Here is a 22736-nt window from a genome sequence, read left to right on the forward strand (position 1 = left end):
TATGGAATCAATTCAAGCTATAAAACAACGTTTTGGTATTATTGGCAATACACCATCGCTTAATCGGGCTTTAGAAAAAGCAATTCGTGTAGCACCAACCGATATTTCTGTTTTAGTAACGGGAGAAAGCGGTGTTGGCAAAGAGAGTATTCCTAAAATTATACACCAACTTTCACACAGGAAACACAATAAATATATTGCTGTAAACTGTGGCGCTATTCCAGAAGGCACCATAGACAGTGAACTTTTTGGACACGAAAAAGGCTCGTTTACAGGAGCTACCTCAACCCGAAGCGGCTATTTTGAAGTAGCAGACGGTGGCACCATTTTTTTAGACGAAGTTGGAGAACTACCCTTAACCACTCAAGTACGGTTATTGCGTGTTTTAGAAAATGGCGAATTTATAAAAGTTGGCTCCAGTAAAGTACAGAAAACTAATGTGCGTATTGTAGCAGCTACCAACGTTAATATGTTTGAAGCCATAGAAAAAGAAAAGTTTCGTGAAGATTTGTACTATCGTTTAAGTACGGTTGATATTCACTTACCTCCACTGCGCGAACGTCAAGACGATATTCACCTACTTTTTAGAAAATTTGCTAGCGATTTCGCCCTAAAATATAAAATGCCAACCGTAAAACTTACAGATAATGCGGTGCAATTGCTATTAAAACACCGTTGGAGCGGAAATATTAGGCAATTGCGAAATGTTGCTGAACAAATATCGGTATTAGAACAGGAACGCACCGTTACTGCTGAAGTTTTAAAGGGCTATTTACCCACCGATGGTTCTGCAAACCTACCTGCCGTTGTAAAAACATCTAAAAGCGATAGCGATTTTAGTAGTGAGCGTGAAATTCTTTACAAAGTACTTTTTGATATGAAAAGTGACTTAAACGACCTAAAGAAACTCACCATGGAACTCATGAAAAGTGGCAATACCAAAGATGTTGAAAAAGAAAATGAGCACCTTATTCAAAAAATTTATGGCGATGTAGATGCCGTTGAAGAAGACTTTGATTTTGAAGAAGACACCGCCGTTGAAAGCTCTGAAGTACTATCTATTCCCGAGCATGTAAACAATTTACCAGAAAACGACAAATACCATTTTGCTGAAGAAATTGAAGAGGAAGAAACATTATCGCTACAAGACAAAGAATTAGAATTGATAAAAAAATCGTTGGAACGCCACAATGGAAAACGTAAATTAGCTGCTGCCGAATTGGGCATTAGCGAGCGTACATTGTATAGAAAAATTAAGCAATACGATTTATAGGTTAGCTAGCCGTTGGCAACATAACCAAAAATTATGCGTTAGAAATCAAATGAAATACATAAAACACATATCCCTATTTATAGTTGCCATTGTCTTTACAAGCTGTGGCTTTTATTCTTTTACGGGAGCATCAATATCATCAGATACTAAAACATTTCAAGTAAATCGCTTTGAAAACAATTCGCTTTTAGTAGAACCAGGCTTAGAGGTTACCTTTAGAAATACCATGATTTCTATACTTGAAAATCAAACAAATTTAAACAACGTTAATTCTAATGGCGATATTGTTTACGAAGGCGAAATTACAGAATACCGTATCTCCCCTACAACATCATCAACACAAGGTGATACTTTTACAGCGGCGCAAAATAGGCTTACTATTACGGTAAAAGTACATTTTTACGATAAAAACGATCCAGAGGCAGAGTTTGAGCAAAGTTTTTCGTTCTTTCACGATTACGAAGGTTCAGCTCAATTATCGGGCTCTGTAAAAGATACCGCTATAGAAGAAATTTTTGAACGCATAACACAAGATATTTTTAATGCCTCTTTGGCAAAATGGTAACATACTTTGAATAGTCACGATTTCACATCCTTATTGCAAAACCCGCAACAAATTAACCCTCAAAAAACCGAGGCATTGGAATCTATTATTCAAGACTATCCTTATTTTCAATCTGCTAAAGCATTATACCTAAAAGGTTTAAAACAACAAGAAAGCACTAAGTACAATCAAGCCCTAAAAACTACCGCGGCTTATACTACAGACAGAAGTATCTTGTTTGATTTTATTACATCTGATGTTTTTGTACAGAACGAAATATCTAAAGTCATCAAAAAAAACACCATATATCTCAACGATATTAATGTGAGTGCCCATGATATTTCTGTAAACAAACACTTAAAGATTGATGATAATCTAAAACAACAAATTAAGGATACTTCAGGCGTTTTAGATCCAGAATTATTTCAACCCAAAGATCCTTCCGAAGTAAAAAAACTACATTTTAAACTCGATGAGTCTGAAACAATAGAAACGGTTACCCATACAACTAAAACACAAGAAACTTCTGCAGAGGATATTTTAAATCTTGGTAAACCTTTGCAATTTAGTAGACGCGAAACGCATTCGTTTAACGAATGGCTAAAACTTACACGTCTTAAACCTATTAAGCGACCTGAAGATTTAGGTGAAAAAGACTCAGATCCAAAAGTTAATTCGTTAACTAGCATTGCTTCTGAGAACACTACACATTTTGAGATTATAGATAAATTTATTGCTGAAAACCCTAAAATAACACCTAGCAAAACCAATGCAGCAAAAGGCAATTTAGCCAAAGTGAGAACAGCACAACCTGAGGCTTTAATGACAGAGACTTTAGCACGCATTTATCTGGAGCAAAAAAACTACAAAAAGGCCATTCAATCATATAAAATTTTAAGTTTGAAATATCCAGAAAAAAGTAGTTTCTTTGCAAACCAAATTAAGGCAATAGAACAATTACAAGAACAAAATAAATAATAACAATGGGTACGTTTACAATATTTTTAATCCTTATAGTAGTTGTAGCATTTTTACTTGTAGTAGTAATTATGGTACAAAACCCTAAAGGAGGTGGTTTATCTTCATCTTTTGGAGGTGGTGGCACACAACAATTAGGTGGTGTAAAAAAGACGACTGACTTTTTAGATAAAAGTACGTGGACTTTAGCAACATTGCTTTTGGTATTAATTTTAGTATCAAACGTAGCAATTGGCACAGGAGAAGCAGCTGTAGACTCTAAAGCATTAGATCCTGATGCACCAACAGCGCAACCCCTTCCAGAAGCGCTACCAGATGCTCAACCGCTTCCAGCGAACGACAATTCTGGAACAACAGATACAAAACCAGAAGAAGAATAATTCCTGTTAAAGAAATTAAAAAATGCCAGCTTTTTAAAGTTGGCATTTTTTATTTATAGGCATGCCTGTAAGTTTGTCAGTTTCTACACAGTGGCACATTTTTGGCTCAAAGCATAAGCGTTAATAACTAATTTAATTCATAAAATATAAAACAAAATGGGAGTAAACATTAGACCATTAGCAGACAGAGTTTTAATAGAACCTGCTGCAGCTGAAACAAAAACAGCATCAGGAATTATTATTCCAGACAACGCTAAAGAAAAACCACAAAAAGGTACCGTTATAGCTGCCGGACCTGGCACCAAAGACGAACCTATTACGGTTAAAGTTGGTGATACCGTTTTATATGGTAAATATGCAGGCACCGAATTAAAGCTAGATGGTAACGATTATTTAATGATGCGCGAAAGCGACATTCTTGCGATAGTTTAAACAGCTAACAGCTATTAGCCCTTGGCTTTTAGCACAAAAAATTAAAATTATTAACTAATGCCGATAGCCAATAGCTAAAGGCAAAAAGCTAAAAATAATAAAAATGGCAAAAGACATAAAATTTGATATTGAAGCACGCGACGGTTTAAAACGCGGTGTTGATGCATTAGCAAATGCAGTAAAAGTAACATTAGGTCCTAAAGGAAGAAACGTAATTATTTCAAAAAGCTTTGGAGCGCCACAAGTTACTAAAGATGGTGTTTCTGTAGCTAAAGAAATAGAGCTAGAAGATGCACACGAAAACATGGGTGCACAAATGGTTAAAGAAGTAGCTTCTAAAACTAACGATTTAGCTGGTGACGGTACAACTACCGCCACTGTTTTAGCGCAAGCTATCGTTAAAGAGGGTTTAAAAAACGTAGCTTCTGGTGCTAACCCAATGGATTTAAAACGTGGTATAGACAAAGCTGTTGAAGCCATTACTGCCGATCTTGAAAAGCAAGCTCAAAAAGTTGGTAATTCTTCTGAAAAAATAAAACAAGTAGCTGCTATTTCTGCTAATAACGACGATACTATTGGTGAGTTAATTGCGCAAGCCTTTGGTAAAGTTGGTAAAGAAGGTGTTATTACCGTTGAAGAAGCTAAAGGAATGGATACCTATGTTGACGTTGTTGAAGGTATGCAGTTTGATAGAGGTTACCTTTCTCCATACTTCGTAACAGATTCTGATAAAATGGTGGCAGATTTAGAGAATCCATACATCCTTTTATTTGATAAAAAGATTTCTAACTTACAAGAAATTCTTCCAATATTAGAGCCAGTAGCACAATCTGGTCGTCCGTTATTAATTATCGCAGAAGATGTTGACGGACAAGCATTAGCTACCTTAGTAGTAAACAAATTACGTGGTGGTTTAAAAATTGCTGCTGTTAAAGCGCCTGGATTTGGTGACAGACGTAAAGCTATGCTAGAAGACATCGCTATCTTAACTGGCGGTACTGTAATTTCTGAAGAAAGAGGATTTACTTTAGAAAACGCAGACCTTTCTATGTTAGGAACTGCAGAAACTGTAACTGTTGATAAAGACAATACTACTATTGTTAACGGTTCTGGTGATGCCGAAGCAATAAAAGCTAGAGTAAACCAAATTAAAGCGCAAATAGAAACTACTACTTCTGATTATGACAAAGAAAAACTTCAAGAGCGTTTAGCGAAACTAGCTGGAGGTGTTGCCGTACTTTACGTTGGTGCTGCTTCTGAAGTAGAAATGAAGGAGAAAAAAGACCGCGTTGATGATGCATTACACGCTACAAGAGCTGCCGTAGAAGAAGGCATTGTTGCTGGTGGTGGTGTAGCATTAGTTAGAGCTAAAGCTGTACTAGAGAAATTAACTACCGAGAATTTAGATGAAACTACTGGTGTACAAATAGTAAATAAGGCTATTGAAGCACCATTAAGAACTATTGTTGAAAATGCTGGCGGTGAAGGTTCTGTAGTTATTAATAAAGTTTTAGAAGGTAAGAAAGATTATGGTTACGATGCTAAATCTGAAGAATACGTTGATATGCTAAAAGCTGGCATTATCGATCCTAAAAAAGTAACACGTATTGCTTTAGAAAATGCAGCATCGGTTGCTGGTATGATTCTTACAACAGAGTGCGCTTTAATTGATATTAAAGAAGATGCTCCTGCAATGCCTCCAATGGGAGGTGGCGGAATGCCAGGAATGATGTAATGGTAAATTGCCATTTATAAACATCTCACTCCTTGGTATTGTGAGAAAATATAAATATTTAAAAAGCGCTTTCATTGTTTTTGAAAGCGCTTTTTTTTAGATATTGTAGTTCCCCAAAAAATAAATAGAGAAAAATAAATCTCAATTAATTTGAGCGTAAAATTTTCTCCATTTTTTTACCTTTCGCTAATTCATCTACTAGCTTGTCTAAATACCTACATTGTTTTGTTAATTCGTTTTCTATTTCCTCAATACGATAGCCACAAATAACACCTTTAATTAGTTCCGCATTTGGATTAAGGTTAGCCTCTTTAAAAAACGCCTCGAAGGTAGCTTTTCGGTCTATCATCTCTTCTATTTTAGCATCATCAAAACCCGTTAACCAAGTTATTACTTGATGTAGTTCTTCTTTAGTTCTTCCTTTTTTCTCAACTTTACTTACATAGTGCGGATAGACTGAAAAAAATTTCATCGTCCTAATGCGTTCGTTGTGTTCAGGCGTTGTTTTCATCATGTAGTTTTTCAACGTTAGTTGTACCAAACAGCATAGCCTTCTCGTCGTAATTCCAAAGCAAGTGTTTCTTCCATCTTTAACGCAGCTACTCTGGAGGTTAAAGGACTTATATGATTATACAAACTTGGTCTTAAGTATGCGCCATATTTTTCAACAATATTGGATGATAGCTTATACCCGTTTTTATTTCTATATGCAGTTTTATGCTGTAAAAACCGTTCTTTAGGCGTTTTGCTCGTCATTCCTACATATAGGCATTCCAGCACACCATTAAATTGAGGATTGGCTGCTCTAAATTTAGTGTTTTCAGAAAAAACACGTTTTTTTAGTTCAATAACATAAATTCTGTATTCAGTCTTAGGCATTACTTCAAAAAGCAAAATGTATTAAGGTTTTTCGTTTTCCTTATCGTGCGCCTCTTTTATATCCTCGTCACGATACTTACAACAAGCATGCACCTGCGCATAAGCTTCGTCTGTAGCTTTTTTGTCTTCTACATCGTGTCCCGCTGCTAGTACTGCTTTTTGTATGGTGTTGGTATCTGTTTTACGTTCGTCGTAAATTAATTTTAGCTCGTGTGTATCTATACTCCAATCTGCCCATTTTACGCCTTTTGTGTTTAAACAGGCTTTTTCTATACGGGCTTTACACATACCACAAACACCATCTACTTCCATAGAGGTTTTTGCATTTTTATTTTGGGCAAAGGTTGTTGTTCCAATTAGCAATAGTGCTACGATAAATATGTTTTTCATGGTTTTTTTATTTTACTTATTTTTTTTGATAAACTGAGGTGCTTGGACTGTGCTCAGCACGACATATTGATTATTATTTTGTCTTTTAGAGGAGGCACAACGTGGCAATCTAGGTTTTAACTTTTTGTTGTTTAAAATTACTTCGTCCTACGTCCTCGTAGTGACGTTTTATTATTATTTAATTTTGTAACGCAAACCTGCGTAATACATACTTCCAAAAATAGGACCGTATACAAAAGTGGAATCAAAATTCGCACCAAACGGATCTTCGGCTGCTAAAATTGGGTTAGGCTGCCGAACATTGGTTATATTTTCACCACCTAAATATACTTCAAATTTAGGAGAAAACACTCTAGTAATTTGAGTATTAACCGTTGCTACCGTTGGTGTTCTTTCAGGTAATTGATAAGCTGCAGGTTTACCAGTTGTAGATGCGTATCTTTGGTCGCTCAACCAATTGTAAGTTACATCGAATTTCCATCGACTACGCTCCCCTTCGCCTCTATTGGTTATATACCCAAGATTAGCAAAAAAACGATGTTTGGGTGTTAATGGTTTTTCTAATCGTCCAGAATTATAATCGGTTTTTACATCATAGTACTTATAAGCGGTTCGAAAATCTAAACCTTCGAAAGGATTACAATTTACCTCCACCTGAAAACTGTTGGCAAAACTTTTGCCATTGAGGTTATAAAAGTTAATTTCTGCTGGGTTTTCCCAATCTACCACTACTTGGTTCTTAAAATCGGTTTTGTAATAATCAAACGTTATATCTGCCTTACGACCAAAAAGATTGAATCCTTGTAAATAAGACACACCATAATTCCAAGCAATTTCTGGGTCTAGCCCATAAATATTTCCTCCAGAATTTAATATATTAATTTGTCTAGAGGTTGAGAATAATTGCTGATTCTCGGTAAAAATATTTGCGCTTCGCTTTCCTCTTCCAAAAGAAGCCCTAAACGCCGATTTGCTCCAAGGTGAATATCTAGCATGTACCCTAGGAGTTATAAACGTGCCTAATAGATTATGATGATCAATTCTAATACCTGCTGTAAGATTAAATAATTCTAAATTATCAAAACTATACTCAAAAAATGCACCTACAGAGTTTTCGGTACGCTCATAATCTTCTGTATTTACAAGTTCATCATAATGGTCATAAGTATAACTTAAACCTGTTTTTATTTTATGGCGCGAATCGCTAATTATAGAATTGTAAATGGCATTGGCATACAAACTGTTATGCGTAATATTGTATTGATTTAATCCGAAATACGATTCTTGTGCATGGCTACTAAAAGCCGTTTGAACCCCTAAACTTTGCCATGGCACATCTGGATTTACATAACCAAACTTCGCAGAAACCTCGTAGCGTTTTGTATCAATTTCGCTCCCCCAACTATTGGTAGAAAGCTTATCGGTATCTGGGTTAAAATCTAATTCTCCGGTTTGTTTTTCGTCATTTAAATATTTTAAATTCACAAAACTTACAAACCCTTTCTCTGTATCTATATATTGCCAACGGTTCATGATGTTAATTTGATTGAACAAAGGCATATCTAAAAATCCATCATCATTTACGTCGTGTTTCTTATTGTGTGTATTTCCATGAATGTACAATCCTGTATGCCATCGCTTGCCCACTTTTGTGTTTATATGAGTATTAAGTTCTAGTCGTTCATTGGTTGCGCCATACAAATTCACGAACAATTTATCATCTGTTGATGGTTTTACCAATTCGGTATTTATTTGTCCCGCAATACTTTCAAAACCATTAATAACGCTTCCTGCGCCTTTTGTAATTTGAATACTTTCTACCCATGTACCAGGAATAAAACTTAAACCATAGGCTTGGGATGCACCACGAATGGACGGGATATTTTCCGTAGCAATTAAAATATATGGGCTTGTTAATCCCAGCATTTTTATTTGTCGCGTACCCGTAATCGCATCGGCAAAATTTACATCAATAGATGGGTTGGTTTCAAAACTTTCAGATAAATTACAGCATGCAGCTTTTAATAATTCATCGCTGCTTACCGTCATTATATTTTGCGCTTTTAAATAAGATTTTGCTGTGGTTTGCTTTCTTGAGGTTACTACAACTTCATCTAAATCGTTGTTGCGTTTTAAGCTGTGGCGTACAAATTTTGGCTCATTAATAGTTAAGGTATCTGTTTTATAGCCCACATAGCTAATTACCATTTTTTTGTATTCTGGCGCGTAGGATAAAGTGAAATTACCATCAATATCTGTAACAGTTCCAACTTCGGTATTAAGCCAATACACGTTAGCACCAGCAATTCCCATATCGTTATTTTTAGCATTTGCTTCTACGATTTTTCCAGATATATTTTCTTGCGAAAAACCAAGAATTGAAAGCATGAATAATATATATTTTAAATACTTCATGAGGCATAATTTTTTATTAGCATAATAACTGCCATAACAATCATAATACTATTTTCAATAAATGTAGCTTTGGTCATAGGTAATTTTAATGCGGTACCCAAGCATGCACATTGAATAGCTTTTTTGTCTAGCAAGGTTTTTGCTACACCAATGGTTGTAATACCTAAAATAATTAGGGTTACAATTAAAGCTAAAGGAATTTGAATTCGCATTAAAAACATAAGCCCAAGTACAACTTCGATGAACGGATATACCCAACCATAAACAGGCACTACCTTTGCCAATGGATCGTACATTCTAAAAGATTCTGGAAAACCCTTTAAATCTAAAAGTTTAAAAAAGCTAAATACCACGTAGAACAAGCCCATAAAATCGAGCATAAAATCGGTGGTGCTCCAAGGTTTTATGTTTAGTAAAACAGATGCTATTGTAATATAACCAAAGATTAAAAACAAAGGGAACAACTGCTGTAATTCGGTTTTGTTTTCTGGTTTAAGTTCTGAAGTGGTATTAAATATATTTTTTTCTGAAATAGTATACTTATCAGAAAGCGCGTTTTGCAATGTTGTTGTTGCAATGTGCTTAGACATTCCTATAGTAGCCTCTTGTTGCTCTAAATTTACAGATGCATGTATTACATCGTCTAGTTTATTAAGGCTATCCTCAACTGACGATTTGCAACCATTACAGGTCATGCCTGTAACTGTATATGTATGTTTCATTTTTAATTTAAATTTGATTTTTGTAAAGTTTGGTATTCTGAATAGTATTAAGAAACTCAGTTAAATAGAAACCTTATAAAATCAAATCAAGAACACTTGGTCTAACACCTGAATATCGTAGACCAAATTAGGTGGGGAATAATCTTTGTGAGGAACGGTTTTTTTAGGTAAACCTGAAAAACCTGTAATATATGTATAAATAAAAGCTGCTAAAAACTGTTGTTTTTGAAGTTTTAGTTCATCAAAAGAAGACACATTTAGTTCATCCTGCCCTTTAACCACTTTAACTTCATCTTTACAACAGGATTTGCTTCGAAGCATTTCCAGGGCTTCCATTCCGCATTTGTCAGCTTCGGTGAATACAGCAACATCAACCAATACGTCGCCACAAAAGTGTTTTTCAATAGTAAATGACACTGTAGAAAATAACACCAAAAGCGCTAGGGTTATAGAAAATACTTTATGTAATATAGTTTTTATCACGTTGCAAAATTACAAAAAATCGCATACCATATTTCAACTTTATCAAAGCATTAACAGTTAAGCGGTTAATTTATGATAATAAAACGCTGGCAGTAAGAGTATTAAGATTAAGGGTTGAATTAAAAACCTTCTAATATTAAAAAACAGGTAATATTCCTCTTGTTTTGGATTGGAAATAAAATATAAAAACAGCAACATTAAAATTACAAAAGCAATACCATAAATAATGGTTGAAAACTTAATGATACTTACATCCTTAAAAACCACAAATAGAATTCCTAGAGAAACTACAGTGTTTGCAACATATCGTAACGCTGTAAAACACACTAATTTTACAACCTCACGTCTGGGGCTATCTAAATACAAATAATCGTTTTGAAAGAACGTTAAATAGGGGTCGTAAAACAAACTATCTTCAAAAAATCGGATTAAAACCAAAACTCCGAACAAAACAAAAAGCAATGTGTATTTTACGGGTTTAGACATGTTTTTGCTTTAATTTAGAAAACCTGTTTACCCAAACTATCCACAATAAAAACACCATACCATAAATAATTGCTGGGAAAACAACGGTATGCAACACAGCTTCATATTTTGGGTAATGGTACAAACCTATAGCTAAAACCACAATTCTAAGTAAATTAACGGTATATATTAAAACACTGCCAGCGAGGATATATAAAAACGTGGTTTTTACTTGCCCTGAAAATGCTACAATAAACGATAAAAACAAAATAATAACGCTAATGGCATTACAACCTTCTATAACTCGCGCTAAATACTTGCCATTAACCACTAATTTCATAGAAGGCTCATTGGGGTGTGGCATTATTTCTGCGTTATAATCTAATGTATTTAAAACAGCTCTACTTTGTTTTGCTACTAAATTGGTAAAATAATCTGGGTAAAACTTAGAACCATCAGAAAACTGTAAATAAAACTTGTAACACACTGCCAGAGTTATATACACCACTAAAAATGTAATTATGAATTTAATAACCGACTTGTATTTTTTAAAAAGTGCTTTCAAGAATTAAATGTAATGAATACCGAAATTACATCTTTTTAAATACTTTTGCCAAAACTTTTAGAGTTATGATTTTTGAAGCCTTAAAACCACAAGTTAGCCAGATAGTTTCTAATACCGAAAAAACAGTTAATGAACGCTTATTAAACATTTGTGAATTGCTTGAAACCCATATTGAATATTACAATTGGGTTGGTTTTTATTTTAGAAATGGCGATAAAGAAGAGCTCCTTTTAGGCCCGTATGTAGGCGCACCAACAGACCACACAGTAATTCCGTTTGGAAAAGGTATTTGCGGACAAGTTGCCGTAAGTAATAAAAATTTTGTAGTACCTGATGTTTCGGCACAAGATAATTACATAGCCTGTAGTTTTACTGTAAAATCAGAAATTGTCATCCCTATTTTTGTAGATGGTAAAAATATTGGGCAAATAGATATCGATTCTAATACGCCGGATCCTTTTACTGAAGCAGACGAACGGTTTTTAGAGTATGTTTGCGAGAAGGTTTCTGAACTTCTGAGTAAATCACCCAAATAATTTAATCAATATTTATTTTTTCATATTTTGACTGACAACCTTCAGTGCATATTGGACCACTAGTAGGAGATAATAGAAAAAAACCAGGTTTTAAAACTAAATTACTCGTAATAATCCCCTCTGAATTTTCACTTTGGTCGGTAAATTCATCACATTCATATTCCAAAGCTAATGTTCCACCCTCTACCACATAATTTCCTGTTACACACTCATTAAACTTATTTGAAATAAATGTTCCGTTTTCAAAAAATTCAATTTCCTCCCCATCATTTATAGATATCCAAAAGTGTGGTCCGCCCGCACTAATTAAGGCCTCTGTGTTTTTCCATTTACCCCATAAATAGTCTTCAGAAAACGGGATTACCTCATCACTTTCGCCACAAGAAAACACGAAAAAACCAATAACAAATAAGGCAACAAAACGAATAATTTTTTTCATACAACTGATTGTTTACTATCTAAGATTCTAAAATTACAAAATGGTTGCGTGATGTTTTAAGTAAAACCATAAAAATTGTAGTCAATTCTCATAAAAAGTGATCATGTTAATAACTTCATATTTTCGTTAAAAAAACACCTATTTTTTAAATAATTCTAAGCTAAACTTCTTAAGGAAATAGCTACTTTTGCAATTATTATAAAATTTGACTTAAAACGCTTAAAAACATTACCATTTTTTGCATTTTAAAAACGGAAAAAATCAAACTAAATTTAAAAACATGAGCAACGAAAAAACCATCAAATCAGCATTAATCTCTGTGTTCAGTAAAGACGGTTTAGAACCAATTGTAAAAAAACTTAACGAACAGGGAGTAACCATTTATTCTACTGGTGGTACTGAAAAATTTATTAACGATTTAGGGATAAACGTTGTTCCTGTTGAAGATGTAACATCATATCCTTCCATATTAGGCGGACGCGTAAAAACGTTGCACCCAAAAGTTTTTGGCGGTATTTTAAATAGACAAAACCATGATGGTGATGTTGCTGAGTTAGCTGAATATAACATTCCACAAATTGATGTTGTAATTGTAGATTTATATCCGTTTGAAAAAACTGTAGCATCTGGCGCAAGCAATCAAGACATTATTGAAAAAATTGATATTGGTGGTATTTCATTAATTCGTGCTGCAGCAAAAAATTATGCCGATGTAATTTGTGTATCTTCAGTTGATGATTATGCCGAATTTTTAGAGTTAATTTCAGTAAATAATGGTGCTATTTCAGAAGAAGATAGAAAACGTTTCGCCACTAAAGCATTTAATGTATCATCGCATTACGATTCTGCCATTTTTAATTACTTTAATGCAAACAACGACGATACTGTTTTAAAAATAAGCGAAACCAAAGGCAAAGTGTTGCGCTATGGTGAAAACCCACACCAAAAAGGCTTTTTCTATGGAAATTTTGATGACTTGTTTACAAAACTTCATGGCAAGGAATTAAGCTACAACAACCTTTTAGATGTTGATGCTGCCGTAAATTTAATGTTAGAATTTAAAAACGATGCACCAACTTTTGCCATTTTAAAACACAACAATGCTTGTGGGCTAGCACAACGCGACACATTACACCAAGCGTATGTTGATGCTTTGGCAGGCGATCCTGTTTCTGCTTTTGGCGGAGTTCTAATTAGTAATTCTGAAATAGATGTGGCTACTGCAGAGGAAATACACAAACTGTTCTGCGAAGTGGTTATTGCACCTTCGTTTTCTGCGGAAGCTTTAGAAATATTAAAAGGTAAAAAGAATAGAATTTTATTGCAAATTCATGATGTTGAAATGCCTAACACAAACGTTAGAAGTTGTTTAAATGGTATTTTAGTTCAAGACAGAAATAATATAACAGATAAAGCCGAAGACTTAAACACTGTAACAAATATAGCACCTACCGATGCACAAATTGAAGATTTACTATTCGCATCTAAAATTTGTAAGCACACAAAATCAAACACCATAGTCTTAGCTAAAAACAAGCAATTATGTGCAAGTGGTACAGGACAAACCAGTCGTGTTGATGCCCTAGAACAAGCAATACATAAAGCAGGTTCTTTTAATTTTGATTTGAATGGTGCTGTAATGGCCAGTGATGCATTTTTTCCATTTCCAGATTGTGTTGAAATTGCCGATAAAGCTGGTATAAAAGCCGTAATTCAACCTGGAGGCTCTATTAAAGACCAATTAAGTATTGATTATTGTAATGATAATGAAATTGCTATGGTGATGACTGGCACACGCCATTTTAAACATTAAGCCATTTTGGAGGTATTGTAACGTCTTTTTATCGACAAAATCCGTATAAGATTAAATTACAAAGACATAATTAAATTTTGGCATCTCTAATAACTCATATATTTATGAAGTTTTATTACATTTACGGGATTCCTTTTTTAGAACCAACAAAATTATTGATAACACATGGGATTTTTTGACTTCCTAACTGAAGATATAGCTATAGATTTAGGTACAGCAAACACTTTAATTATACACAACGATAAAGTTGTTGTAGACGCACCTTCTATTGTGGCACGAGATAGAGTTTCTGGAAAAATTATAGCAGTGGGACAAGAAGCCAGCTTAATGCAAGGAAAAACCCATGAAAATATTAAAACAATTAGACCGCTAAAAGACGGCGTAATTGCAGATTTTGATGCTTCTGAACAAATGATAAGTATGTTTATAAAAAACATACCTGCCTTAAAAAAGAAGTTTTTTACGCCTGCGCTTCGCATGGTAATCTGTATCCCATCTGGTATTACCGAAGTAGAAATGCGCGCCGTAAAAGAAAGTGCAGAACGCGTTAATGGTAAAGAAGTTTACCTTATACACGAGCCTATGGCTGCTGCCATTGGTATTGGTGTAGACATTATGCAACCTAAAGGAAACATGGTTGTGGATATAGGTGGTGGTACAACCGAAATTGCAGTTATTGCACTTGGTGGTATTGTTTGCGATAAATCGGTTAAAATTGCAGGTGATGTATTTACCAATGATATTGTATATTACATGCGTACACAGCACAACCTTTATGTTGGTGAGCGTACCGCTGAAAAAATTAAAATACAAATTGGTGCTGCAACCGAAGATTTAGAATTGCCGCCTGAAGATATGAGCGTTCAAGGACGTGATTTACTTACCGGAAAACCAAAACAGGTATCTATTTCGTTCCGTGAAATTGCCAAAGCACTCGATAAATCTATTTTAAGAATTGAAGATGCGGTTATGGAAACCTTAGGACAAACTCCTCCAGAATTGGCAGCAGATATCTACAACACTGGTATTTATTTAGCTGGTGGTGGTTCTATGCTACGTGGTTTAGACAAACGTTTATCCCAAAAAACAGATCTCCCTGTGTATATCGCCGAAGACCCTCTAAGAGCCGTTGTTCGGGGTACAGGAATTACACTTAAAAATTTACCTAAATACAAAAGTGTATTGATAAAATAGAGCACCAATAGGCGTAACACATGCAACAAATTATTAATTTTATAATAAGGAACAAAAACTTTTTATTGTTCTTGTTGCTCTTTGGTATTGCTCTTGTTTTTACCATTCAGTCGCATTCTTATCATAAAAGTAAGTTTATAAATTCTGCTAATTTTTTAAGTGGTGGTGTTTACAATTCTATAAATAACATAAGCTCGTATTTCGATTTAAAATCACAAAATAAAATTCTCGCTGAAGAAAACAATCGTTTAAACCAACTTTTAGCCAATAGTAGAATAGATACAAATACCATTAAGACAGACAGCACACTAAAATTAAACTACAAATACACCAGTGCACGTATAATTCGCAATAGTTACAATTTGTCCAATAACTTTCTTTTGATAAACAAGGGTAAAAACGATAGTATTAAACAAGATTTTGGGGTGAGATCTTCATTAGGAATAATTGGTATTGTAGATCATGTTTCTAGAAATTATGCTACTGTAATTTCTATTTTAAACACAAAAAGCAGAATTAGCGCCCAATTGAAAAAAACAAACCATTTTGGTTCATTAACCTGGAATGGAAAATCACCAAATATTATTCAACTAACCGATGTTGAAAAAATTGCTCCAGTAACCCAGGGCGATACTATTATTACCTCAGGGCGTTCTTCAATATTTCCAAAAGGCATACCCGTAGGAACAGTAATAAACTCTAAACTAGATGCTACCGAAAATTTCCATGTTATAAATGTGAAATTATTTAATGATATGACCAACCTTGAACACGTATATATTATTGAAAACACTGATACAGCAGAAATTAAAAATTTACTAGAAAGCGCAAATGAATAATAGTATTACAGGACATACCATTCGGTTTCTTTTGCTTGCCCTATTTCAAGTAATACTATTTAACCATATTAATTTTTTAGGTTACATTAACCCCTATGTATATATCATATTTATTTTTTTCTATCCGATAAAAAACAACCGTCCGCTGTTTATTTTTCTTAGTTTTTTAATGGGTTTAACCATAGATATGTTTTCAGACACTGGCGGTATACATGCAGCAGCCTCTGTATGTATTGCTTATGCTAGACCCGTTTTTTTAAAGTTTGCATTTGGCACCATGTACGAACATAATACAGTAAAGTTTAACAATACCGATTTTGGAGCTAAACTAGTTTACATAGCGCTCTTAACTTTATTGCACCACATTATTATGTTTTCTTTAGAAATATTTAGCATTTCTAGAATACTATTGGTGTTTCAAAAAACGTTATTCTCAGGTATATTTACTATTTTAATGATTACATTACTATCAATCATTTTTAGTCGCAAATCTTAATGAGACAATTTTTACTTTTTTTATTGGTTATTTTAAGCGGTTTTACCTTTATTGGTAGGTTGTTTTACCTTCAAATTTATAAAGGAGGCTCTAATAATCTATACGAAGACAATGCTATTAGAAAAGTATGGGATTACCCAAAACGCGGGTTTGTATACGATAGAAATGGCCAGCTACTTGTTGGCAACCAACCCTCTTACGATGTAATGGTAATTCCTAGGGAAGTAGGTGAGTTTAATGTTGATGAATTTTGTGAGCTCTTAAAAATATCTCGCGAAACGTACGACAAAAAATTAGACCGCGCCAGAAGCTATTCCCCAAGATTAGCATCGCCTTTTGTGCCTCAACTCTCTAAAGAAGACTATGCTGTTTTACAGGAAAAAATGCGAAAATTTGAAGGCTTCTATATTCAAAAAAGACCTCTACGTAAATACGAAACCACCATTGGCGCCAATGTTTTAGGAGATATAGGCGAAGTAAATAACCGCGATATACAAAAAGATCCTTACTACCAAATGGGAGATTTAAAGGGCAAACAAGGTATAGAGGCTTCTTATGAAGAAACCCTAAGAGGTGTAAAAGGTATTAAATTCATTCAAAAAGACAGATTTAACAGAGATATTGGACCTTACAAAGACGGTAAATTCGATACCATTCCAGAACAAGGTAAAGACATTACCATTACTATAGATGCCAACCTTCAGGCGTATGGCGAATTGTTAATGGAAAATAAACGTGGAGGTGTTATAGCTATAGAGCCTTCAACCGGAGAAATATTAGCCATGGTAGCTGCCCCTACTTACGACCCAAATATACTTGTAGGGAGAGATCGTTCTAAAAACTTTACCAAACTATACAACGACTCCATAGCTAAACCATTGTTTAACAGAAGTTTACAAGGTGTTTACGAACCCGGTTCGCCTTTTAAATTAATGAATGCTTTAATAGCTTTACAAGAAGATGTTATTACTCCAGACGAAAAAATAACCTGCTATGCGGGTTACAAATACGGCAATAGGTTTATGAAATGCCATTGCTATATAGGGCGACGTAACGATATGACTACTGGCATACAAGAGTCTTGTAATGCCTATTTTGCTACTGTATATAGACGTATTCTAGACAAAAATGGTAATGCTTCGGAAGGTATTGATTCATGGAGCCAACACGCACAAAGTTTTGGACTTGGCAACTTTTTAAATAACGATTTATATGTTGGCCAAAAAGGACGCATACCCAACCGGGATTACTACAAATTTATATATCCAAGAACATTTTATTCTACCTACACCATTTCAAACGCAATTGGCCAAGGTGAGGTAGCCACTACACCTATTCAATTAGCTAATATGGCAGCAGCCATTGCCAATAGAGGTTATTTCTACACACCACATGTTATTAAAAATATTGAAGGTGAAACGTTACCCGATAATTTTACAAAACCCAAATACACCACTATTGAAAAACAACATTTTGAACCTGTAATAGAAGGCATGCATAATGTTTACAAAAATGGTACAGCTAAATGGCTTCAGGTAAAAGATATTGATATTTGTGGAAAAACTGGTACTGTAGAAAATTTTGCCATAATTGATAGTGTTAAAACCCAATTGACCGACCACTCCATATTTGTAGCATTTGCCCCTAAGGAAAATCCTAAAATAGCTATAGCTGTATTTGTGGAAAACGGTTACTGGGGTAGCCGATTTGCAGGAAAAGTGGCTAGTTTAATGATTGAAAAACACATTAAAGGTTATATTACCAGAAAAGACATGGAGGAATGGCTGTTAAAACACTCTTTAGAGGAAGAATATGCAAAACCTTACTCTGGTGAGCCATTTAATATTAATGGAAAAACTCAACTGCAAATTGTAGAAGATCAAGAATATTACCGCTTAAAACAAAAACTTAATAAATTAAACGCAGCGAGGGAGTAATGGTAAGGGAAACTAACAGGTATTTTAAATTCGATTGGATAACAATTATCTTGTTTTTACTGTTGGTTGGCTTTGGTTGGCTCAATATTTTATCTGCTTCTCATGTTGGCAGCGATATTAATTATTTTGATTTGTCTCAACCCTTTGGAAAACAACTTGCTTTTATTTTTTTAACACTTATTCTTATTGTACTGCTATTAGCTATTGATGCTAAGTTTTACGAACGGTTTTCTAGTCTTATTTATATGGTCTCAATGCTATCTTTGGTAGGGCTGTTTCTTTTTGGAAAAAACGTAAACGGTGCTACATCTTGGTATGCTATTGGTAGTTTTACACTTCAACCTAGTGAGTTTGCAAAAACCGCTACGGCCTTAGCTGTTGCTAAATATATAAGCGACTTAAATACTGATATTAAAAATTTTAAAGACCAAATACGCACTTTTGCCATTATAATAATTCCTGCCTTATTAGTTTTATTACAGAACGACACAGGAAGTACGGTAGTCTACGCTGGATTTTTCTTTGTACTTTACCGTGAAGGTTTACCCAAAACATACCTTACTATTGGTGTTTTAGTAATACTACTTTCTATACTTGCGCTTAAATTTGGCGCTTTACTTACGGTAACCGCTACTACTTTGGTTTTAGTTTTACTACGTTTTTTAAGCAAAAAAAAGTTATCTATCCTTAAAAGTATTTTTATTATTGCCATAAGTGCAGCTCTAAGTTTTGGTGTACAATTTTTTTATAAGAGCATTTTAAAACCCCACCAACAAGACCGTATAAGTTTATGGTTACGCTTAGAAAAAGATCCTGAAAAGTTAGAGGAAATGAAACGTACTTTTGCCTACAACCTTAATGAATCTGAAAAAGCTATTAGCTCTGGAGGATTAACCGGAAGAGGGTTTTTAGAAGGCACAAGAACCACAGGTAAGTTTGTACCAGAACAACACACTGATTATATTTTTAGTACCGTTGGCGAGGAGTGGGGGTTTTTAGGCAGTGCTCTAGTTGTTATACTTTTTGTACTGTTGCTTATTCGTATTTTACATTTAGCCGAACTTCAAAAATCGCAATTTAGTAGGGTTTATGGCTATGGTGTTGCTTCTATTATTTTTATGCACTTTTTAATTAATATTGGTATGGTAATGGGCCTAATTCCCACTATTGGCATTCCACTGCCCATGTTTAGCTACGGTGGCTCGGGTTTATGGGCATTTACCATTTTACTATTTATTTTTATTAAACTAGACTCTAATCGCATTAACGAATGGTAGTTAATAATTAGCTTTACATCAACTATTTCTTATGAAAAACATTCTATTTATTGTTACAATAGCTTTGGTACTTTTTGGATGTTCAGGATTAAAAAACCTAAACAACAATTCGTTTTCTTTAAACGAAAAAGCTTTGATTGAAAATGGAGATAGCTTAAAACCTATGCGTGTTTATAAAATAACAAACAAAAGCGACTCCCTTTTATTAAGAAAACAAAGTGCTTACATAAAGCCTAACCCAAAGGATATTGTACTAAAAAAATTTGTAAAACGCCTTTACGCTACAGTAAGAGACAGCATGTCTTTAGGTGTTGGTATTGCAGCACCTCAGGTTGGTGTATTAAAAAATATAATTTGGGTACAACGTTTTGATAAGGAGAATCTACCTTTTGAGGTGTATTTAAACCCTAAAATAGTTACATATTCTAAAGAAACCCAAACTGTACGGGAAGGGTGCTTATCTATACCCAATAGAAGCGAAACCTTAAACAGCCGCTCAAAAGAAATCTTAATTGAATATGATACTATGGAAGGAAACCATTACACCGAAACCATTGAAGGTTTTACATCAGTAATCTTTCAACATGAAATAGATCATTTAAATGGTATTTTATATTTAGACCATCTTCAAAAGGAAATTAATGATGCTAAAAAAAGTAATTAGTTATTTTTTTAACTCTAGCTTTTCAGCAAAATAATCACAGAAATCTTTCATTGTAGCTGTCATTTTTTCATCTTGTGTGGCACGATTAAAGGTATTTGCCATAGCCACTAAGGTTTGATGAAAAAATATTTTCATATCATCAACCGGCATATCTTTAGTCCACAAATCTATACGCAGCATTTCCTTTGCTTTATCATCCCAAACAGATAACATCATCGCTTTTGCTTCGGCATTGGTTATGCCTCCGTCTTCAGCAGTCCAAAATAACTTTTCTGGTACTCGATTTTCATCCAATTCAACATTTAACTCAATTTTAGATTTTATAGAATTTGCCATTATTTACGTGGTTTAAACTTAGAATTATCAAAAATATCTTGTGGTTTTGTTTTTAACATATCTCTTAAGGACACATCGTTGTTTTTCATGTAAGCCTTTACAATTTGCCAACCCATGTATTGGCCAATACGCCCAGGAGAATCTATATCTATTTCTTCAAGATAAAACTTGCTAAATGGTGCTGGGTTTATAAATCGTCTGGGTAATTTAGTATCATTACTGTAAAGTAACTCGCGCTCTACAAAATAGCGCCAAATATAGTGCTCGTTAGCTTTAGCCCAGTCTATATCCTGCTGGGTATAGCCAATGCGTTCTGCTTCGGTTTTGTTAGGAAGCATTATATCTTTAAAGTAAAGCTTCTTACCAAAATACACCATTTCATCTAAAAGTGTTTTTCGTTGAGGTTGATAAATGTACTTTTCGGCATATGCATCTGCTAGGTCTACTACAATTTGAGAACTTTCAAAATTTTCTCTTATGTATTTTTGTATGCCCCCGTAGAAATAATGGTCTTTTCCTAAATAATTATCTAAAGCAACAATAGCTATAGTATCAGTTACAATTACTTTATTTCTATAATCTACCGAAGATGTAGTTGTAATAATTGTTGGCGGATTAAATTCTGGAAAATAATATTTTAAATGATTGAACAAAGTTTCTATTTCGGCTTTCTCTACAGCTAAGTCCTTATACTTCTTGCCTGTTTCTCTAATGAGTTCCTGTTGTAGGGTATCTTTTATTTTAGCAATCCAAAATGAGTCTGAATATGTTTTGGGGAACATAAAAGGATAAGCCTGTTTTAGCTTAGGTAAATCGTTTGTTGAAGAATTACCAAAAAATTGTTCGAAACGTTCAATCGAAACATCTGTATTTATTTCGGCAATTGCTTTTTCAACCTCATTATTTTTTTTACATGAAGCGAGTACTAAAGCAAATAAAAACACTAACAATAAATTTTTCATGAAAATCTAAACGCTATAAATTTTTATAAATTGAGAGTATGGGTTATTTTTGTTTGCAAAGGTACTATTCTCATATTTAATTTCCCTTGCTATGCAAACAGAAAAAGTTGTAGATTATATTGTAAACTGGTTAAAAGATTACGCTAAAAATGCTGGCGTAAATGGATTTGTTATTGGTGTTTCTGGAGGTATTGACTCTGCTGTAACCTCTACACTCGTTGCTAAAACTGGCTTAAATGTATTATGTGTTGAAATGCCAATACACCAAGCTAAAAGCCACGTATCTAGGGCGCATGAGCATATTGCGCTACTTAAAAAACGGTTTGATAATGTAGATGCTACGCGTGCAGACCTCACTCCTGTTTTTGAAGAATTTAAAACTGAAGTGTTTTTAGATGGCGACCAAGCCACAGTAGACATGGCATTAGCAAATACAAGAGCTCGATTACGTATGACGACGCTATATTACTACGCAGGCTTATACGGTTTATTAGTTGCAGGAACAGGAAATAAAGTTGAAGATTTTGGTGTTGGGTTTTACACTAAATATGGCGATGGCGGTGTAGATATAAGCCCTATTGCAGATTTATTAAAATCTGAAGTTTACGAAATTGGAGCGTTTTTAGAAGTACCAGAATCTATTATGAATGCAGCTCCTAGCGATGGCTTATTTGGTGATGCCAGAAGTGATGAAGACCAAATAGGCGCCTCTTACCCTGAATTAGAGTGGGCTATGAAAATGGATGAAGAAGGTAAAACCGAGGATGATTTTTCTGGACGCGAAAAAGATGTATTTAACATTTATAAACGTTACAATACCAGCAACAAACATAAGATGATTCCTATTCCTATCTGCGAAATCCCCAGTGATTTATTGTAAGCGTTGTTGTATTTTTAATTTTTTTTACTATTTTTGGCTATTGGGTATATTCCCTTAGTTGCACTATGATTCTCTCAAAAACAAACCATCATAGTAAATAAA

The 22736-nt window shown here is 34.2% G+C and carries 26 protein-coding genes; 15 read left to right on the forward strand and 11 right to left on the reverse strand.

All coding sequences use genetic code 11. The annotated features are described in order from the left end of the window. Position 1 precedes the first annotated feature (1 nt). The 6 genes from CLV33_RS01255 to groL all read left to right on the forward strand — a co-directional run bounded on the left by CLV33_RS01255 (position 2) and on the right by groL (position 5342). On the forward strand, positions 2–1273 hold the full coding sequence (locus CLV33_RS01255; RefSeq protein ID WP_042243114.1) for a sigma-54 interaction domain-containing protein: 1272 nt from the start codon (positions 2–4) through the stop codon (positions 1271–1273). 49 nt (positions 1274–1322) lie between these two features. After that, positions 1323–1838: an LptE family protein gene (locus CLV33_RS01260; RefSeq protein ID WP_042243112.1), complete on the forward strand. Its 516-nt coding sequence runs from the start codon at positions 1323–1325 to the stop codon at positions 1836–1838. A 6-nt stretch (positions 1839–1844) separates the two neighbouring features. Next, positions 1845–2795, forward strand: coding sequence for a hypothetical protein (locus CLV33_RS01265; RefSeq protein ID WP_105472366.1), 951 nt, complete (start codon positions 1845–1847; stop codon positions 2793–2795). Between the two features lie 5 nt (positions 2796–2800). Further along, entirely contained in the window at positions 2801–3175 is a 375-nt protein-coding gene (secG, locus tag CLV33_RS01270) for a preprotein translocase subunit SecG (protein ID WP_105472367.1), read from the forward strand. Between the two features lie 156 nt (positions 3176–3331). Next, positions 3332–3607: a co-chaperone GroES gene (locus CLV33_RS01275; RefSeq protein ID WP_105472368.1), complete on the forward strand. Its 276-nt coding sequence runs from the start codon at positions 3332–3334 to the stop codon at positions 3605–3607. 103 nt (positions 3608–3710) lie between these two features. Then, positions 3711–5342, forward strand: coding sequence for a chaperonin GroEL (groL, locus tag CLV33_RS01280; RefSeq protein ID WP_042243100.1), 1632 nt, complete (start codon positions 3711–3713; stop codon positions 5340–5342). Positions 5343–5487: 145 nt separating this feature from the next. On the opposite strand, the gene CLV33_RS01285 is transcribed toward groL, so the two are convergent. The 8 genes from CLV33_RS01285 to xrtF all read right to left on the reverse strand — a co-directional run bounded on the left by CLV33_RS01285 (position 5488) and on the right by xrtF (position 11261). After that, positions 5488–5853, reverse strand: coding sequence for a DUF2200 domain-containing protein (locus CLV33_RS01285; RefSeq protein WP_042243215.1), 366 nt, complete (start codon positions 5851–5853; stop codon positions 5488–5490). A gap of 17 nt (positions 5854–5870) precedes the next feature. Beyond that, positions 5871–6221 carry a ribose-5-phosphate isomerase gene (locus tag CLV33_RS01290; protein WP_042243097.1) on the reverse strand — a complete coding sequence of 117 codons (351 nt, stop codon included), beginning with the start codon at positions 6219–6221 and terminating at the stop codon, positions 5871–5873. Positions 6222–6242: 21 nt separating this feature from the next. Next, complete coding sequence (locus CLV33_RS01295; protein ID WP_105472369.1) at positions 6243–6611, reverse strand: heavy-metal-associated domain-containing protein; 369 nt, start codon at positions 6609–6611, stop codon at positions 6243–6245. Between the two features lie 174 nt (positions 6612–6785). Next, the gene (locus tag CLV33_RS01300; protein ID WP_105472370.1) at positions 6786–9026 is read right to left on the reverse strand and encodes a TonB-dependent receptor; all 2241 of its coding nucleotides are present in this window, start codon (positions 9024–9026) and stop codon (positions 6786–6788) included. Then, positions 9023–9748 (reverse strand): heavy-metal-associated domain-containing protein, encoded by a 726-nt coding sequence (locus CLV33_RS01305; RefSeq protein WP_105472371.1) that lies wholly within the window; start codon positions 9746–9748, stop codon positions 9023–9025. Before CLV33_RS01305 ends, CLV33_RS01300 begins: the two co-directional genes overlap by 4 nt. Positions 9749–9829: 81 nt before the next feature. Next, positions 9830–10231, reverse strand: a complete 402-nt coding sequence (locus CLV33_RS01310; RefSeq protein ID WP_105472372.1) for an HYC_CC_PP family protein — start codon at positions 10229–10231, stop codon at positions 9830–9832. Between the two features lie 57 nt (positions 10232–10288). Beyond that, positions 10289–10717, reverse strand: coding sequence for an exosortase F system-associated membrane protein (locus tag CLV33_RS01315; RefSeq protein WP_105472373.1), 429 nt, complete (start codon positions 10715–10717; stop codon positions 10289–10291). Next, on the reverse strand, positions 10710–11261 hold the full coding sequence (xrtF, locus tag CLV33_RS01320; RefSeq protein ID WP_105472374.1) for an exosortase family protein XrtF: 552 nt from the start codon (positions 11259–11261) through the stop codon (positions 10710–10712). The genes CLV33_RS01315 and xrtF overlap by 8 nt, the downstream gene beginning before the upstream one ends. A 65-nt stretch (positions 11262–11326) precedes the next feature. On the opposite strand from xrtF, the gene CLV33_RS01325 reads away from it, so the two are divergent. Continuing rightward, positions 11327–11797, forward strand: a complete 471-nt coding sequence (locus tag CLV33_RS01325) for a GAF domain-containing protein (protein WP_105472375.1) — start codon at positions 11327–11329, stop codon at positions 11795–11797. A 1-nt stretch (position 11798) separates the two neighbouring features. On the opposite strand, the gene CLV33_RS01330 is transcribed toward CLV33_RS01325, so the two are convergent. Beyond that, the gene (locus CLV33_RS01330) at positions 11799–12236 is read right to left on the reverse strand and encodes a hypothetical protein (protein WP_105472376.1); all 438 of its coding nucleotides are present in this window, start codon (positions 12234–12236) and stop codon (positions 11799–11801) included. Between the two features lie 280 nt (positions 12237–12516). On the opposite strand from CLV33_RS01330, the gene purH reads away from it, so the two are divergent. From purH to def, 7 genes are all read left to right on the forward strand, one after another. Next, a complete protein-coding gene (gene purH / locus CLV33_RS01335; protein WP_105472730.1) occupies positions 12517–14049 on the forward strand; it encodes a bifunctional phosphoribosylaminoimidazolecarboxamide formyltransferase/IMP cyclohydrolase in 1533 nt (510 codons plus the stop codon). Positions 14050–14214: 165 nt separating this feature from the next. Further along, entirely contained in the window at positions 14215–15243 is a 1029-nt protein-coding gene (locus tag CLV33_RS01340; RefSeq protein WP_045372438.1) for a rod shape-determining protein, read from the forward strand. A gap of 20 nt (positions 15244–15263) precedes the next feature. Then, the gene (mreC, locus tag CLV33_RS01345) at positions 15264–16082 is read left to right on the forward strand and encodes a rod shape-determining protein MreC (protein WP_105472377.1); all 819 of its coding nucleotides are present in this window, start codon (positions 15264–15266) and stop codon (positions 16080–16082) included. After that, positions 16075–16578 carry a rod shape-determining protein MreD gene (locus CLV33_RS01350; RefSeq protein ID WP_042243071.1) on the forward strand — a complete coding sequence of 168 codons (504 nt, stop codon included), beginning with the start codon at positions 16075–16077 and terminating at the stop codon, positions 16576–16578. Before mreC ends, CLV33_RS01350 begins: the two co-directional genes overlap by 8 nt. Continuing rightward, positions 16578–18515: a penicillin-binding protein 2 gene (gene mrdA / locus CLV33_RS01355; protein ID WP_105472378.1), complete on the forward strand. Its 1938-nt coding sequence runs from the start codon at positions 16578–16580 to the stop codon at positions 18513–18515. Before CLV33_RS01350 ends, mrdA begins: the two co-directional genes overlap by 1 nt. Continuing rightward, positions 18515–19792: a rod shape-determining protein RodA gene (gene rodA / locus CLV33_RS01360; RefSeq protein ID WP_042243066.1), complete on the forward strand. Its 1278-nt coding sequence runs from the start codon at positions 18515–18517 to the stop codon at positions 19790–19792. Before mrdA ends, rodA begins: the two co-directional genes overlap by 1 nt. Positions 19793–19823: 31 nt before the next feature. Beyond that, entirely contained in the window at positions 19824–20456 is a 633-nt protein-coding gene (gene def, locus CLV33_RS01365; protein WP_105472379.1) for a peptide deformylase, read from the forward strand. On the opposite strand, the gene gldC is transcribed toward def, so the two are convergent. Together gldC and gldB are read right to left on the reverse strand one after the other, a co-directional pair. After that, positions 20457–20792 (reverse strand): gliding motility protein GldC, encoded by a 336-nt coding sequence (gene gldC, locus CLV33_RS01370; RefSeq protein WP_045372441.1) that lies wholly within the window; start codon positions 20790–20792, stop codon positions 20457–20459. After that, positions 20792–21754 carry a gliding motility lipoprotein GldB gene (gene gldB / locus CLV33_RS01375; protein WP_105472380.1) on the reverse strand — a complete coding sequence of 321 codons (963 nt, stop codon included), beginning with the start codon at positions 21752–21754 and terminating at the stop codon, positions 20792–20794. Before gldB ends, gldC begins: the two co-directional genes overlap by 1 nt. Before the next feature lie 91 nt (positions 21755–21845). Here gldB and nadE point away from each other — a divergent pair, with 91 nt between their 5' ends. Beyond that, positions 21846–22634: an NAD(+) synthase gene (gene nadE / locus CLV33_RS01380; RefSeq protein WP_105472381.1), complete on the forward strand. Its 789-nt coding sequence runs from the start codon at positions 21846–21848 to the stop codon at positions 22632–22634. Positions 22635–22736: the final 102 nt, after the last annotated feature.

The sequence above is a fragment of the Jejuia pallidilutea genome, assembly GCF_002973595.1.
GTDB lineage: Bacteria > Bacteroidota > Bacteroidia > Flavobacteriales > Flavobacteriaceae > Jejuia > Jejuia pallidilutea.